This window comes from Oceaniferula spumae, from assembly GCF_042849255.1.
Lineage (GTDB): Bacteria > Verrucomicrobiota > Verrucomicrobiia > Verrucomicrobiales > Akkermansiaceae > Oceaniferula > Oceaniferula spumae.
Map to the genome: position 1 here is coordinate 2,574,723 of NZ_AP026866.1, position 15,582 is coordinate 2,590,304.

Genomic DNA, 15,582 nt, shown 5'->3' on the forward strand with positions numbered 1-15,582 from the left:
ACTCATCACTTATTTTCGCGATGCGCATCCTTCTTACACTTATTCTCACCTGCCTGATCTCCCACGCTGCGGAAAAACCCAACGTCATCATCATCTATGCGGATGATTTAGGTTACGGCGATTTTTCCTGCTACGGCGCCACCGGATTCAAGACACCGAACTGCGATAAGCTCGCCGAGCAGGGGATCAAATTTACTGATGCCCACTCCCCTTCCGCCGTCTGCACACCCTCGCGCTACGGACTACTAACAGGTCGCTACGCCTGGCGCACATGGATGAAAAACTGGGTGCTTCAGGAGCATATGCCACTGCTCATCGACTCCGAGCGCTTCACTCTGCCAAAGCTTTTCAAACAACAAGGCTACACCACCGGCTGCATCGGCAAGTGGCATCTGGGCTGGGGAACAAAGCGCCATGAAGATCTCTCCAAGCCGGTTACACCCGGGCCAAACGAAGTCGGCTTCGACTACTTCTTTGGGCCGCCGCACTCCCATAACTCCGCACCAGCCTACCAAGTCTTTGTCCGTAACAATAAAGTCGATGGCATCAAAGAAGGTGAAAATTTCAAAGATCCCAAGGTCATCAAACGCCTCAAGCGCTCGCTGCCCGACACCGCCACCGAGCTCTCTAAAGAAGCCGTCAGGTGGATCACCGAGCACAAGGACGAGCCGTTTTTTCTCTACTACCCCACCACCAACATCCACTTCCCCCTGACTCCCGCAAAGCGCTTCCAAGGTAAAACCAAAACCGGAAAATATGGCGACTTTGTTTATGAGTTCGATTGGGCTGTGGGCGAAATTCTCAACACCCTCGACAAGCTCAAGCTCAGCGATAACACCATCGTCATTCTCAGCAGCGACAACGGCGGCGAGCCTTACACAGTGCCCATCAAAGGCAACAACGGCAAGAATCCCCACCGCCCTAACAGCAACTTCCGTGGAAAAAAAGCCTCCATTTACGAAGCTGGCCACCGCATCCCATTCATCGTCCGCTGGCCAGGAAAAGTGAAACCTAACAGCACCAGTGCGGAGACCATCTGCCACACCGATCTGCTCGCCACCTTCGCCGCCCACTTCGGAACCACGCTCCCTAACAACGCAGCGGAAGATTCCTACAACATCCTCCCAGCCATCCTGGCCAAGCCCTACCAAAGCCCCATCCGCGAGGCAACTGTGCACCACTCCGTCAGCGGCATGTTCGCCATCCGCAAGGGCGACTGGAAGCTCATCGAAGGCAACACTGATGGCCGACGCAATCCGGCATCCATGCATGCCTGGAACAATGCCGGCGGCCTTCCCATTATCGATGAGAAAACCGGCGAGATCCTCCTGCTCGACTACGCCAACATCCGCGACTTCGACCAGAAAAACCCCATTTACCAACTCTACAATCTGAAAACTGATCCACAGGAAAAAGACAACCTCGCGAAGTCCCAGCCTGAAAAAGTCAAGGAACTCGCAAACCTGTTAGAGAAATATCGTAACTCAGGACGCAGCACACCACTGATAGAAAAATAATAAGTGCGGTCTGCGGTTTAGGACACCCTATTATGAAACTCATCAAACCCTTGGCCACTGTTGCCACGATAGCCGCGGGCTATTTCGCTTACCCTTTCCTCTTCCAGACCAGCTCCGCTGAAGTCAAGGCGATGCCGACTCCCGACCTCAGTGGCGAGGGGATTCCGACTGTCTATTCAGGTGGGACGGTGAAGCCGATTCAGGATATTTTTGCAAAGCCGGAGGATATTCCTGCCCCGGCTCCGGATGAGGCTGGGCGGATGTGGACGTTTCGGACGTATCCGGCGATGAAGACTCCGCTTTCGATGTCTGATCATTCGTTTTTTGTGGTGTTGCGGCCGGATAAGGCTGAGCGGTCGGCTCGGGGGGTGTTCGGGCGGAAGGCGCTGACGGATACGCAGTTGCTGATCATTGATCAGTTTCCGGATGGGGCGATGGTGTTTAAGACGCAGGATGGTGGGCGACGTGTGGATCAGTTTCGGGCGCCTGGTGACAAGCTGCCAAAAATTGGTTCTCCGAGGTTGTTAGAGACGCATCCGGTGGGTGATGGGAAGATGGTTGTGCTGGTTGATGGGGTGGAGTTGGGGACTTTGAAGGCGGATGTGATGGCTTCGTTTCTTGGGGGGTCGATCAACCGGCATCATTTTCAGGGGCATTTTGGGCATGTGAGTGCGCATAAGGATATGACGGCTGAGGAGCGGGCGCATTGGGGGCATTTTCTGCGGAGCTGGTGGGCGGTGGGGAATGGGGATGCTGGGGCGTTTCCGGTTGGGTTCCGCTTGCAGCCGGGGATGGCTTCCGAGGTTGTTAGGGTGGCGCGGACGCGTGGGCTGGATGTGGTGACTGAGGGGATGAAGGCTGGTGAGTATCTGATGGTTTCTTCTTCGCCTAAGGCGACGGCGGAGTCTCCGGGGAGCAAGCATTTGTCTGAGCGTGGATTTTATGTTTCTAACAAGTCTGGGGCGAAGGCGGTTTTGAGTTTTGTGACTGAGGAGGTTTTGCCGCAGGAGATGTTGGGGGAGAGCGGGCATTATGAGCTGTTGTTTTCGGCGATGGATGGCGCGGATTGGACGGTGGTTGGCAAGGGCTTGCCGACTGAGGATGGGAGGGTGAATTTTGCGCCTGAGACTTTGGCTACGGGTGTTTATACTTTGGCGGCTGTGGGTGGAGTACCGGTGAAGGCTTCGGGTGCGGAGTTGTTGGTGAAGGTGGGTGAGAAGGTGTTGGAGAAGAAGAGTGTGGATGCTGGCGGGCCGTTTCGGGCTGGGATGACGGGTGTGCGTTTGGAACCGGGGGATTGGTATCGGCTTGAGGTGAAGGGGGCTGGTTAGGGCGAGATGGTGGAGGTGCGGGACGGACAATCTGGTGCGGTGTGGTATGATGGGGCGGCTGGGGATTTGGGGCTGGAGGCGTTTTATTTGAATTCCGAGGTGGAGGTGAAGGCGCGTTTTTATGGGGTGGAGGGTGTGCATCCGAAGGGTGTTCGGCTTTCGCTGAGTGCGCGTGAGGGGGCTGAGCAGATTTTCCCAGGGGTGGTGGCTACGGTGATTGGTTATGATGGGAAGGGTGTGCCTGCGGCTGAGCTTTTTGATTATCCGAAGGCGCCGGTGAATGTGAATGTTTCCAAGGAGTATGGGGCTTATCCGAATTTCCGGACGGGGACTTCGATTGTGACTCCGCCGCTGGATGATGCTTCGAAGCAGTGGACGGTGCGGCCTCACTTTTTTAATACGCTGGTGGCTTCGGCTAGTTTTTCTGCGAATGGGAAGTTGAATGTTGAGAAGAAGTTGCCGCCGCGATTGCCGCTGGGTGATCTGGGTAAGGGTGCGAATTCCGCGCTGCGGGTGAAGGGGATGGTGCTGGTGGAGAAGCCGGGACGATATGTTTTCCGGATGGAGTGTAATGCGCCTGTTAGAATGGTGGTGGGTGAGAAGAGTGTGACTTTGCCGGAGAAGCAGGAGATCGAAGTTGATCTGAAGGTGGGGCCGGTGGCTGTGGATTTTCTTTATGATCAGGGGCGTGGGGTGGATACGGTGAGCTCTGTGGTGTCGTGGAAGGTGCCGGGGTCCGAGGAGTTTGTGAAGGTGCCTGATTCGCGTTTTGCGCATCGGTTAGATCGGGTGCGGCATGATGCTTTTGCGAAGTATGAGCCTCAATTTATGAAGCGCTTTGCTCGGGTTTCGCAGGATGAGATGGAGGGGTTGGATGATTTGTTAGAGAGTGCGAAGGAGGAGGTGAATCACACGGATGTGGGGCGTTGGCAGAAGATGATCGGCGAGTTGGTGACGGCGTATCGGGTGAGTGGTGAGTGGTGATCGGCGGGCGGCGCGTGCGGCGATGGATCTGGTGGCACGGCGGTTACAGCATTATCGGGAGAGTCCGGGGAGGATGGCGACGGCTACGTTTGGTAAGTTGCAGCATCAGGTGACGCGGGTGGCGGCGACTTTGCAGCCGTATTTCGCGAGTTGGGAGAAGGATCCTGAGTTGCAGCTGGAGGTGCTGGCTGCGCGGGCGGAGCTGCTGCAGTATTTCAGCTGCACGACTTATAACCGGTCAGTGTTTGGTGAGGGGCATCACGGGACGAATGATATTTACAGTGGTGGTCATAACTTGATGCAGGCGTGGTGGGAGGTGGCGGGAGTGCTGGATTCTCCTTATATCAATGATGCTGCGGTGACGCAGATGGATACGCATTTCCGTTATTCTGCGGATCTTCAGGATAGCCTAACAAGTGATGGGTCTTTCACTTTTCATAATGTGAATGGAAGGCAGCTGCATATGACGGGGTATGGTGTGGATTGGTTCCGAGGGGTGATGCGTGCGCCGAGGAAGCGGATGGATTCTCCGTGGGGGATGACGCGTGAGCAGTATCGAAGATTGACCAGGTATGTGGAGGCGTTTGAGTGGATTTTCTACAAGGGGCGGATGAGTTTTCAGACGGCTGGGCGGCATAATAGTGGGCGTGGCACGAATGGTGTGGTGAAGGGGTTTGCGAATACGTTGTTAGGGGTTCCGGAAGAGCTTCAGTTTCCTGAGACGCGTGCGGCTTTGAAGGCGCTGGTGAAGCGGATTGATGAGAAGGGGCAGAATTCGATTCAGGGGCATCGGTATTTTTATAAGAATTTGTTCACGGTGCATCGGCGTGAGGATTGGTTTATCGAGACGAAGATGATCTCGCATTTGTCGGGTGGGCCGGAGACGTTTGGTGGGCGGTATACGTTTAATTTGTTGTTCGGAGATGATACGCATTTTTTACGTCGTTCGGGCACGGAGTATGATGTGCTGCATACGTTTAATGCAAACGGGCCGTTGATCAATGTGCGGCCGAATAGCGGGACTCCATCGATGTTCTGGTATCGGACATTGCCTGGGGTGACTGGGCTGGATAATGAGTCGGCTTGGCTGGGTGGGTATCGTGCTGGTGCGGGGCCTGCGGCAGGTGGGATATCCGATGGGAAGATTGGGAATAGCGGGAGTTCTTACATCAATAAGGATACGTGTATTTCGGCTTGGAAGCTTTATGGATTTACCGAGCAGGGAATGATGGTGCTGAATGCGGCGATTAATTTCACGCATTGCCATAAAATGTCGCGGAATACTCCTGAAGCCAGTGTGCGGATGCGGACGAGCCTGAATCAGGCTGAGTGGCGCGATGAGGTGGTGGTTTATATGCAGAATGGGGAGAAGAAGGTTTATCCTGCGCCGAAGGATGGCGGTAAGGATTTGAGTCTGCATTTGCCGTTAGATCAGCGTTATTTTGTGACGCATGATGGGATTGGTTATTTGGTGATGCCGACCGGGCAGGAGATGGGTGACACGTTGTGGAAGTTGGATCCCAAAGATCCTTTGGCGGTGGCTAACCCTGGTTTGAAGATGGAGAAGGGACGTGGATTTTTGGATCTTAGGCTGTCGACTCGTGATGTGTTGACGCCTGCTCCGGGAACTCCTGATAAGCTGGAGAAGGTGGAGGCGCTGGTGAAGTCTGGGAAGTTGAAGAATCGAACGGTGAAGGTGTTTCATCTTTCGATTGATCATGGTCGGCGCCCGGTGAATGGGCGGTGCGCTTATGAGATTTTCATGGATGCTGCTACGGTGGATGTTGCGAAGGTTTTGAAGGAGCCGGCGATGGAGATTTTATCAGCGACGGCTGATGTGGTGGCGATGCGGGATAAGCGAACCGGGGTGTTGCATGCGCTGTTCGGGAAGGCTGGGGAGTTGAAGGATCCGGCTTCTGGGAAGTTGTTGATGAAGTCTCAGGCGACGTTGTCGGCGATGTGGAAGCCTGAGGGGAAGCGTTTGTTTGTGCAGTGTCCGAAGGCGGCAGTGCATTACCGAGGGTATAATCTGATGTTGAAGGTGGCGAAGCCGACGCTTTATCCGGCGCTGACGGGATTTGAGAAAGAACGGGCTTTGGAGATTCCGCTGCCTGGGACGAAGGATCCGGATGATCGATTCAAGGGGCGGTTCTGGGAGGTGGAGGTGAAGTAAATATATGATGTTCCCCTTCTCCCAAAAGAACTTTGCTGTTACGACCGATGTCCTGGACATGAGTTTGAGCCGATCGCCATAAAAAATTAGTCAATCTACGAGTTATTCTTTAAGATTCCGTCACTTCATACAGTATCTCTTCCATCATGAAATTCTCCATCAGCTGCCTCGCAGCCGCCTGCACACTTCTCTCCGCCCACGCCAAGCAAGGGCCGGTATCTCTTTTCAATGGCAAAGACCTCACTGGCTGGAAAGGTCAAGGATACGTCGTCAAGGACGGAGCCATCGTCTGCACCCGCAAAGGTAGGAACTTGATGACTGAGAAGGTCTACACCAATTACGTCTTTGAATTTGAATTTAAACTGCCACCTGGTGGCAACAACGGCATCGGTATCCACTACCCTGGCAATGGCAATCCCGCCCACACAGGAATGGAAATTCAAGTGCTCGATAATACCGCGCCCAAGTATAAAAACCTCAAAGATTATCAATTCCACGGTGGCATCTACGAGATGCAGGCTGCCAAAAAAGGCCATCTCAAACCCGTCGGTGAATGGAATAAGGAAAAAATCACCGTCAACGGCCCGCTCGTAAAAGTTGAACTGAATGGCACTGTCATTAACGAGGCAAACCTCGACGAACTCGCCAAAAAATTCTCCAAGCATAAAGGTGTCAAACGCCGCTCCGGCCACATCACCTTCTGCGGCCACGGTGACGCCGTCCAGTTCCGCGGCATGCGGATCACCGAGCTTCCTGCCTCGCCGAAAGTCTCCAAGGTCATCTCCGCCGCCACCAGTAATCCCAATCCCCCCTCCGCCCCACCCAAAGGCTTCACCGCTTTGTTCAACGGCAAAGATCTTGATGGCTGGTACGGCCACGCGACTGAAGACCCACGCAAGAAGCTGTGGAAAATGTCCCCAGAACAACTCGAAGCCCACAAAGAAAAGACCCGGGAGAACATCAAAAAACACTGGCGCGTGGAAAACGGCGTGCTGATCAACGATGGCAAAGGACTCTACCTAACCACCAACAAGGACTACGCCGACTTCGACCTGAGGTTGGAATACAAAACCGTAGCTAAAGCCGACAGCGGAGTTTACCTGCGTGGCGCGCCTCAGGTGCAAATCTGGGACAGCACCAAAGAAGGCGGCAAATGGAAACACGGTGCCGACAAAGGCTCCGGCGGACTCTGGAATAACAGCAAAGGAGCACCCGGCAAAAACCCATCCAAGCTTATGGACAAACCTTTTGGCGAGTGGAACAGCATGCGCATCGTAATGAAGGGGCAGAAAGTATCTGTCTGGCTCAACGGAGAAAAAGTCGTGGATGATGCCGTCATGGAGAATTTCTTTGATCGTAAAAACCCCATCTTCGAAAAAGGCCCCATCCAGCTGCAAACCCACGGCGGCGAGATCAGCTGGCGCAATGTTTTCATCAAGGAGCTTTAGGCAGCTCCAATCCGTAGCGATAGGTTTGCCTCATTCGACCATCGCTACGGTAAAAACCACTTTCTTCTGCATGCCTCCCGTGGTTTAATGTCGGCAGCCCATGCCAGACATCGAGATCAAACCCAACGGCACGCCGCCCATCCAGTTTTCGGTGATGCTCAAGAACCGAGCCGGTGCACTCAGCGCTCTGGTTAGGCTACTTCGCAGCGAAAACATCGAAGTGCTCGGTCTCAGCATCCAAGACTCACGCGATGCCGCCGTCACTCGTCTGGTCGTTTCTGATCCGGATAACACCATGCGGATTTTCATGGAAAAGGGAATCCCGCACACCACATCAGAACTCTGCGTCATTGCCCTGAGCGAAGCCGGACGTGGTCTGGCCAGCGCGTTGGATGTGCTGCGCGCCGCCGAAACCAATGTCGACTTCGCTTACTCCTTGATGCCGCACCCTGAGGGTAAATCTCTCATGGCCATGCACCTCGAGGACACGCTCTTCGGCATGTCAGTGCTTCATAATGCCGGCTTCAAAGTTTATTACGAGGAGGACCTGATTCGCTAGTCACGGCTCCCCAGAGCCACACTCTTCCCGACCTCCCATTCCCCAGTTCCTGTTTCCTAGTTCCCAATGTCCGACTCTCTCTACCAGCAGGCGAATGAAGCGCCCGACCAAGCTTTTGAGCAATCGCTACGACCTCCAGGGTTTGAAGACTTCAAGGGACAAGAAAAAGTCACCGATCGCCTCATGCTAATGGTCGAAGCCGCCCAGCGACGCGATGATGTGTTAGAGCACATCCTACTTTCAGGCCCTCCGGGTCTGGGCAAAACCACGCTGGCCAATATCATCGCCCACTCCACCGGGACCCAACTCCACACCACCTCCGGACCTCAGATCGAAAAAGCTGGTGACCTCGCTGGCATCCTAACAAATATTCAAAAAGGCGACATCCTCTTCATCGATGAGATCCACCGCCTGCATCCTGCCATTGAGGAATACCTCTACCCAGCAATGGAAGATTACCGGCTGGATATCATCATCGACTCCGGCCCGTCTGCCCGCACCATTCAGCTCAACCTTCCCAAGTTCACTCTGGTCGGTGCCACCACCCGAGCTGGCATGCTGACTTCTCCACTGCGTTCGCGTTTCGGTTTGGTAAACCGGTTAGATTATTACACTGCGGATGAACTTGCCCACATCATCCTCCGCTCTGCCGGACTCCTCAACGTTTCCATCAAACCCGACGGTGCCGCCGAAATCGCCGCCCGCTCACGCGGCACTCCGCGGATTGCTAACAACTTGCTCCGCTGGGTCCGGGATTTTGCCCAAGTGCGTGCCGATGGCACCATCACCGCACCCATCGCCAACGATGCGCTGGCGATGATTGAAATCGATAGCGATGGCCTCGATGAAATGGACAAACGCATCCTCGAAGCTGCCATTTATAAATTCAACGGCGGCCCTGTCGGCCTCTCCACACTTGCCGTTGCCATTGGAGAAGATGCCTCTACCTTGGAAGAAGTCCACGAACCCTTCCTCATCATGCAGGGCTTTCTCAAACGCACACCTCGAGGCCGTGTCGCCCTGCCAGCCGCTTACACCAAGATTGGAGCAACGCCGAATCCCAACCAGCAGGAACTCCTATAAGCCACTCTCGGTGGTCGGATTGACCTCAATCCGATCCATTTTATCCATTGACCAATGTCCACTGACCTAAATCCCATCATCGAACGCTGCCGCGCCGAAGGCCTGCGCCGCACAAAGGCATTGGAGGAGCTTATCACCACACTGTTAGAGTCTGACAGGCCCATGACCCTGGCCGAACTCGCGGAATCGGAGCGACTGACCAACCAGTGTGACAAAGCCACCGTCTTCCGGCTTCTGCAACGGCTCGCCGACAAAGGCATCGTGCGCCGTCTCGGACTGCACGAGCGCGCCGCCTATTTCGCCCTATTAGTCCCCGGCCAACACCGCGACTACCTGATCTGCACCAGCTGCGGCAGCATCGAGCCAATCAACGCCCCCTGCCCGGTGCACGAGCTGGAAAAAGAAATCCAGTTCACCACCGGCTATAAGAATCTCTATCACGAACTGGAGTTCTTCGGCACCTGCCCAAAGTGCATTGCCTAACACAAGGAGCGCAGCCCACAAAAAAGCCCTTCCTTGTTAGGAAGAGCTTTTGAAAATGAAGATAAAAACTTGGAAGATTTATTTCCGGCGGCGTAGAAGCGCCAAACTACCAGCCAAGCCAAGCAAAGCAGCTGCACTAGGCTCAGGAACTGTGGTCAATGTAATGCCTGCCAGAGCATTCTCGTTAGCAACTGTGGAAGCAGGTTTATAACTCTGCCCAATACCATCAGTGTTTAGCACCCCATCCAGGGCGAAGTAGACGAGATCACCCACATTTGCGCCAGCCAGTTGGGCATTGCTGACACTGAAAGACTGATCTTGGTTTAGGCCAGGCCAAGCAAAAGATCCCAAACTTTCAGCAGAACCCTCTAGAGCGGAAATTGCCCGTGCTTCATTGACACTTGATGCACCATTGTCATCCATTCCCAAAAAATAAACGCTTGTTGTAGAAGGAGTTCCATTCAGTGCAGTCGCTCCAGTATTGAAGGCTAAAACCGCAGAATTTCCAGCGTCAAGATCCGTTTTAAAATCGGTGGTCACCACGAATGCCCATACCTGGAGAAATTCTTCATTGGAGCTTCCATCATCCCCTAACGTAGCACGGTCGGTTCTAAATCCTCTGTCGCCCGCAAGCGAGCCGGCGCCCGATCCGGGTGTGTAATCAACTCCTCCATTGTCACGCACTTCAAAGCGGCCTCCGAAGTTAGTTCCTAGATTCAAAACCGTCGCTGCCTGTGCTGTAAACATACAGGGAAAAGCGATTATCAGTGGTAATATAATTTTTTTCATACGAACGACTGTTAACTAACAGAACAAACACGGTCTATCGTCTATTTTATCGCTCAATGGTTTATTTTACCGAAGAAAAACCTGCGCTCGTGTTTGTCAAAAACCCATCCTAAAATACACCCTACCAAGCCAGTTTATAAACCACGCCATTATCATATACATCATACGTCGTCATATATTTTCGCTAGATGAACACATGGAACTCAACTTCCGGCATGCACAACTAGTCACCTTACCTCACTAGGCTCTGCAGCTGTTTATTTTACTACATTCTGAGCGCATGGCCCTAAGCAATACTAACCTTAAAAAGAGCCACCATCTGGTGCGACATTCATCACCTGTAGCCAAACTGGGTTAATTTTATACCCTTTCAACCTCCAAATACCAATTGATCCACACTACTCATCAGATAGCCTCATCTTTCAAACGATTTTCATTCATGTGTCATAGTATGACACTTGGTATCGCTGAATGCCTCCTGTGCTGAGATTAGAACCTTGACGCCTACCCTATTTAGATACACATTGTATATACACAGCGTGGAATCTCTTATTATTTCCATGTTTCTAATTCATCCCGCGATCAGCAGCGACCTCGCGAACTGACCAGCACGGACTCAAACATTATCGATGCTCACACATCACCTACCCACATGAGATACATCCAACCATCCACCAATCCCTCGGAGTCTCCCAAACACGCAACCGCGCCCGGCTTTGCCTTGATTGCCACCATATCGGTCATGGTTCTGCTGGTGATGATTGCATTGGCGATGCTTAGCTTAGCCACCATTGAACAGCGCTCGTCCGCAGGTAATAGCGCCTACATCGAGGCACAAAACAATGCACGCTTGGCACTCATGGAAGCCATCGCAAAGCTCCAGACGACTGCAGGCCCAGATCAACGGATTACCGCTTCCGCCAACATGGCAGCCAATACCGATGGCTCAACGCTACCCGCTGGCTCCGCCCCACAAAATAACGTATCTCATGACGGAGCCGACAAAGGGCTAAGCGCTGTCCTGAACGGCACACGCCACTGGACCGGCGTATGGAAAAACCGCTCTACGGATCCTGGCGAAACCATCTACACCGTGACCCCCTCGGCAGAACATGTCGATTGGCTCGTGAGCGGCGTTGATCCTCTTCCATCTGATTCAAACGTGGCAGTGACTGCGTCAGGAAGCACTGCTGATGAAACTACTGCCGTGGTCTTGGTCGGTGAGAATACCGTCGGACCGCCTGACGCTGTAGGAATTACCGATTACGTCACTGCCCCGATCGTCAACATCAGCAAGGACGGCAAAATCAAAGGCCGCTATGCTTGGTGGGTGGGCGACGAAGGCATTAAAACACGCAATAACATCCGCGCTGACTACGCCGCCAACGACATCGCGCGCTATGAGGATCTCATGTCCAGCCGTGGCTCATGGACCTCTGTCGCCAATTACCAGGATCACCCCAAGCCCGGACAAGATGCGACCCTAGACAAAGTGATCAGTGATCGCGGCATGGAACTCGCAGCGGCTTCACTCCGCGGAGCGCCGATGCAACGAACATTCCACTCCGCCACGCCTTACAGCATCGGTCTTGCGACCAACTCCCTGTCAGGTGGAACAAAAATAGATCTCAGCCATTATCTGGAAAACGGTTTTCCTGCCTCCGCTGCATTTCCCGGGGCCCCCGCCGCCAATGAAAACATCATCCCCACCACCATCGCCCCAGACATCACCGGGCCAAAATGGAAACAACTCAAGGATTTTTATGATGTAGGTAAAAACCTCGGAACCGGCACTCCAGAGCTTCTTGTTCAGTCTGCCGAGAGTTCTACGAATAACATCACCATCGCCCCCCTCTTGACGGACATCCGCGCTTTGTTCGGGGCCAAGGTGCATCATATCAGCGATAATATTTATCAGATTTTCCCCGCCACTAAGATCGCCGTATCCGTGGCCAACCCTTATCCCTACCCGCTGCGTTGGGACAGTCCATTGGAGCTTGAATTTACTAGTGATTCACCTGGCAACGTTCGGCCCTCATGCATCTGGGACCTTCGCACTACCTGCGCCTTCCTGCCATTTAACACCGGTTCACCAGCATGCTTGAACAATGCCATCTTGCGTATACCTGCCAACGTTCTCCCTCCTGGGGAAGCGCGTGTTTACACCATTGGTCAGGCCGTTGAACGACCATGGGGAACCGCCCGCATCGAGATCGACCTCGTGCCGTTCTCCAGTGTTGATGCAACGAATTTCGACCACTCCATCATCCAGAAAAATACCCCAAGATACGATCTCACCACCGGATCAAAACGACTTGATGTCCGTGAGTCTACAAACACCACGCAGATGACTGTCGAGCTACGGACCGGCGGCACCAGCGGCACACTCTTGAGAAGAATCAAGAGCTTCGAACTCGATAACGGCTTCTTCAGACAAACCACCCGCTACATGAACAAATACTGGGCTGAGCGTATCAGAAGACCATTCCCTCTCCAGCTCTACACATTCCAGCTCAGCCAGCCAGGTGGGGATTACGCTAGTTACCTGCCCGCTCCAGGTGATCTTGGAGTCGGTGGCTCTACGCTGCGGACATTCGCTGACTTTAACGTGCGTGCCGATCACTACAAGGCACCGATCACCAGCTACAACCCACCGCCCTACTTCGGCATCAGTGAGAACAGCTTTGCCCAGCTGCCATTCAACCCACCCGGTGGGGACACAGGCAGCGCTTTCACTCGAAACCTCGCCATTGATCCGCTGCCATGGGGTAGATCTCCTTTTGCTGCTGAGAAGACCGTTCTGTTTTCTTTCCCAAGGAAACTCTTCTCTCTTGGCCAGCTTCAACACGCAGACCTGACGGCTGACGATCAAACTGTCTCGGTTTCGCTACAACCTGGCAATGCTTTGGGTAACTCCTATGCCACTCCGATGGTGAAACGCAGTCTCGCGATCGAGCAACGCACTGACTATTATGTCCGCACGGTTACGAGCGCCACACCATCGCAGCACAATTACTACGATATGTCCTATCTTCTGAATGCTACGATGTGGGACAAATACTTCCTATCGACGGTGCCCAATTCCGGAACTCCCGAGCCAGAAAACCCTAACCTCGCACCTATCTTCGTTTCCGATGAATCACTTCTTAGGGATCCGCAAAAGGTCGCCAGCCAGCTCGGTGTCCGTGGCGCATTCAACTTGAATTCCACGAACAAAGACGCATGGATTGCGCTGCTGTCAGCCTCGCGTCACCTAAAACACCCTGGAGACGGTGCCGCTAATAACGCTGGTGCATTTTTCCCCCGCAGTCTCGAACAAACATCGGCCGCCACAACTCCACCCACGGGCGACGAAGCAGATTCCTGGTCTGGCTATCGCCGTCTAACTGATACGGAGATTGAGAATCTGGCTGACCATATCGTTCGCCAAGTTCGTCTCCGTGGACCATTTACCTCCCTTGCTCATTTCATCAACCGGACACTGTCACCGCTTGACCAAAACAAGGAACTCAGCCGGTCTGGCCCACTGCAGGCTGCCATCGATGATTCCGGTCTCACGGTCACACCAGACCGCTCACAGACCGCGCTCGCCGACATCGATCTTGAGGAAGATAAAGTCAACTTCCAGAAAACAGGCAACTTCCCCCGCAGTGACATCGATGGAGGCAGACCCACTAGAATGTCGAATCCTGGCCCCGAGCCAGTGTGGGCTCCACGTAGCGCCGACCTTAACCCCGGAACGGTCGCATCCATCCTATCCGACCGTCCAATGCTCATTGACGATCAATATCGTGATGAGCAAGGCAACCGCTCCACCGGTATTCCCGGCTGGTTGACCCAGGCCGATATCCTACAAACGATCGGTCAAGCCGTCGCAGTTCGCTCCGATACATTCCGCATCCGTGCCTACGGTGAAGCCGTGGATTCAAATACTGGCGAAGTCCGCGCCCGCGCGTGGTGCGAAGCGATTGTCCAGCGCACACCAAACTACATCGACCCTACCAATCCGCCCGAACACGATAGCGAGACCCTCCTCCCATTGAATACAAAATATGGCCGTCAATTCATCATCACCACATTCCGCTGGCTCTCTCAAAATGAAATTTAACACAATCAGATCTACCGCTATCGGGCTGATGCTCCTGACACAGGGAGTTTGTTTCGCTCAGCAGGAATCCGAGCCACAGGTCACCACCCGAGTCGACCTTGTCTCCATCGGGGAGGAAATACCCGGTCTCAAGATAGGCAAAAGCGGACCTGCAGTCAGTGCCTTGGCATTTCGCTACAACAAGACTGTGCGCTACCGAGGAAGTCGAATCATCGAAATTTCCCAGGTATTCAAAACATCTCGCAGGCCGGGTCAGGAAGAAGAACAGGAGGATGAACTGATCCCACTTCCACGACAACAGAACCCAGATCTCAAGGTAGGGCAAAAAGACAGCATCTCCAAAGCCATCGAAAAGCGCAGGGAAAAGAACCCTGAACTCGTTGCCCTAGCTGTCGTCCCTCCCAACGCCCGCCACATCACTATCTTGCTGGCGAAAGCGGAGAACGAAACCTACCGCGCCTTCGTCATCAACGACGACCCTGTCAAATTACCCGAAGGCCAGATGAGGGTTCACAACTTCTGCAACCACAAGGTTTCTCTCCGTTTCGACGGTAAGAAAGCCATGCTGTTAGAACCCACCAGGGCCAAGCAAATCAAACCCAAAAACGGTAGTAACACGATCAACTACCTGCTGGCGTACCCTAAAAAAGGCAAATGGAAGATTCAGGAAAGCAACGTCATCCGCATCAATTCACAAGAGCAAGTGCAGATGATCATCCTGCATAGTCGCTCTTCCTTTTTCGTTTCAGGCTCTGGATCAAGAGGTGGGCATTTACAAGTCGCTGTGCTACGTCGCGACAAAAGTCTCCGCCAACCCAGAGACACGGATTCGGATGTAGAGTAATCGCATCTCTCAGACCACTGGCCTGCGGGCGAGGCTCGGGCGAAAACATAGCTAATGACCGCTCGTGTTTCCCCATATTTTCTTAGCGTTTCATAACGCGAAAAACCCGCTTTTCTCCGGAGGGGATTGGAGAAAGCGGGCTATTTAACGGGGCTGGGGGCCTTTGGCTGTTTTCCTTGGGGAGGAACGTCTGCCGTTGTGGGGTTTTTTTTTGGGGGGTGTTTCCTTGGGGAGGGAACGTTTGTCAGTGGGGTTTTGGATGT

General features: G+C 53.6%; 11 protein-coding genes. 10 read left to right on the plus strand and 1 reads right to left on the minus strand.

The window, feature by feature from the left end; all coding sequences use genetic code 11:
• Positions 1-20 precede the first annotated feature (20 nt).
• The 8 genes from ACSPJT_RS10580 to ACSPJT_RS10615 all read left to right on the plus strand — a co-directional run bounded on the left by ACSPJT_RS10580 (position 21) and on the right by ACSPJT_RS10615 (position 9,578).
• The gene (locus tag ACSPJT_RS10580) at positions 21-1,517 is read left to right on the plus strand and encodes a sulfatase family protein (protein ID WP_435892518.1); all 1,497 of its coding nucleotides are present in this window, start codon (positions 21-23) and stop codon (positions 1,515-1,517) included.
• Between the two features lie 32 nt (positions 1,518-1,549).
• Positions 1,550-2,848: a hypothetical protein gene (locus tag ACSPJT_RS10585; RefSeq protein ID WP_435892519.1), complete on the plus strand. Its 1,299-nt coding sequence runs from the start codon at positions 1,550-1,552 to the stop codon at positions 2,846-2,848.
• Between the two features lie 87 nt (positions 2,849-2,935).
• Complete coding sequence (locus tag ACSPJT_RS10590) at positions 2,936-3,832, plus strand: hypothetical protein (protein ID WP_435892520.1); 897 nt, start codon at positions 2,936-2,938, stop codon at positions 3,830-3,832.
• Positions 3,833-3,905: 73 nt separating this feature from the next.
• Complete coding sequence (locus ACSPJT_RS10595) at positions 3,906-6,005, plus strand: polysaccharide lyase family 8 super-sandwich domain-containing protein (RefSeq protein ID WP_435892521.1); 2,100 nt, start codon at positions 3,906-3,908, stop codon at positions 6,003-6,005.
• Positions 6,006-6,151: 146 nt separating this feature from the next.
• The gene (locus ACSPJT_RS10600) at positions 6,152-7,453 is read left to right on the plus strand and encodes a 3-keto-disaccharide hydrolase (RefSeq protein WP_435892522.1); all 1,302 of its coding nucleotides are present in this window, start codon (positions 6,152-6,154) and stop codon (positions 7,451-7,453) included.
• A 100-nt stretch (positions 7,454-7,553) separates the two neighbouring features.
• The gene (locus ACSPJT_RS10605; protein WP_435892523.1) at positions 7,554-8,012 is read left to right on the plus strand and encodes an acetolactate synthase; all 459 of its coding nucleotides are present in this window, start codon (positions 7,554-7,556) and stop codon (positions 8,010-8,012) included.
• A gap of 66 nt (positions 8,013-8,078) precedes the next feature.
• A complete protein-coding gene (ruvB, locus tag ACSPJT_RS10610) occupies positions 8,079-9,095 on the plus strand; it encodes a Holliday junction branch migration DNA helicase RuvB (RefSeq protein WP_435892524.1) in 1,017 nt (338 codons plus the stop codon).
• Positions 9,096-9,149: 54 nt separating this feature from the next.
• Positions 9,150-9,578 (plus strand): Fur family transcriptional regulator, encoded by a 429-nt coding sequence (locus tag ACSPJT_RS10615; protein WP_435892525.1) that lies wholly within the window; start codon positions 9,150-9,152, stop codon positions 9,576-9,578.
• A 78-nt stretch (positions 9,579-9,656) separates the two neighbouring features.
• Here the strand turns inward: ACSPJT_RS10615 and ACSPJT_RS10620 are convergent, their stop codons facing one another.
• Positions 9,657-10,367: a PEP-CTERM sorting domain-containing protein gene (locus tag ACSPJT_RS10620; RefSeq protein WP_435892526.1), complete on the minus strand. Its 711-nt coding sequence runs from the start codon at positions 10,365-10,367 to the stop codon at positions 9,657-9,659.
• A 652-nt stretch (positions 10,368-11,019) separates the two neighbouring features.
• Here ACSPJT_RS10620 and ACSPJT_RS10625 point away from each other — a divergent pair.
• Both ACSPJT_RS10625 and ACSPJT_RS10630 read left to right on the plus strand, forming a co-directional pair.
• The gene (locus ACSPJT_RS10625) at positions 11,020-14,475 is read left to right on the plus strand and encodes a pilus assembly PilX family protein (RefSeq protein ID WP_435892527.1); all 3,456 of its coding nucleotides are present in this window, start codon (positions 11,020-11,022) and stop codon (positions 14,473-14,475) included.
• Positions 14,465-15,319: a hypothetical protein gene (locus ACSPJT_RS10630; protein ID WP_435892528.1), complete on the plus strand. Its 855-nt coding sequence runs from the start codon at positions 14,465-14,467 to the stop codon at positions 15,317-15,319. Before ACSPJT_RS10625 ends, ACSPJT_RS10630 begins: the two co-directional genes overlap by 11 nt.
• The last annotated feature ends 263 nt before the right edge of the window (positions 15,320-15,582 follow it).

Coding starts and splice junctions, on each gene's coding strand:
- ACSPJT_RS10580 (WP_435892518.1), top strand. CDS start 21: ATGCGCATCCTTCTTACACTTATTCTCACCTGCCTGATCTCCCACGCT.
- ACSPJT_RS10585 (WP_435892519.1), top strand. CDS start 1,550: ATGAAACTCATCAAACCCTTGGCCACTGTTGCCACGATAGCCGCGGGC.
- ACSPJT_RS10595 (WP_435892521.1), top strand. CDS start 3,906: ATGGCGACGGCTACGTTTGGTAAGTTGCAGCATCAGGTGACGCGGGTG.
- ACSPJT_RS10600 (WP_435892522.1), top strand. CDS start 6,152: ATGAAATTCTCCATCAGCTGCCTCGCAGCCGCCTGCACACTTCTCTCC.
- ACSPJT_RS10605 (WP_435892523.1), top strand. CDS start 7,554: ATGCCAGACATCGAGATCAAACCCAACGGCACGCCGCCCATCCAGTTT.
- ruvB (WP_435892524.1), top strand. CDS start 8,079: ATGTCCGACTCTCTCTACCAGCAGGCGAATGAAGCGCCCGACCAAGCT.
- ACSPJT_RS10615 (WP_435892525.1), top strand. CDS start 9,150: ATGTCCACTGACCTAAATCCCATCATCGAACGCTGCCGCGCCGAAGGC.
- ACSPJT_RS10620 (WP_435892526.1), bottom strand. CDS start 10,367: ATGAAAAAAATTATATTACCACTGATAATCGCTTTTCCCTGTATGTTT.
- ACSPJT_RS10625 (WP_435892527.1), top strand. CDS start 11,020: ATGAGATACATCCAACCATCCACCAATCCCTCGGAGTCTCCCAAACAC.
- ACSPJT_RS10630 (WP_435892528.1), top strand. CDS start 14,465: ATGAAATTTAACACAATCAGATCTACCGCTATCGGGCTGATGCTCCTG.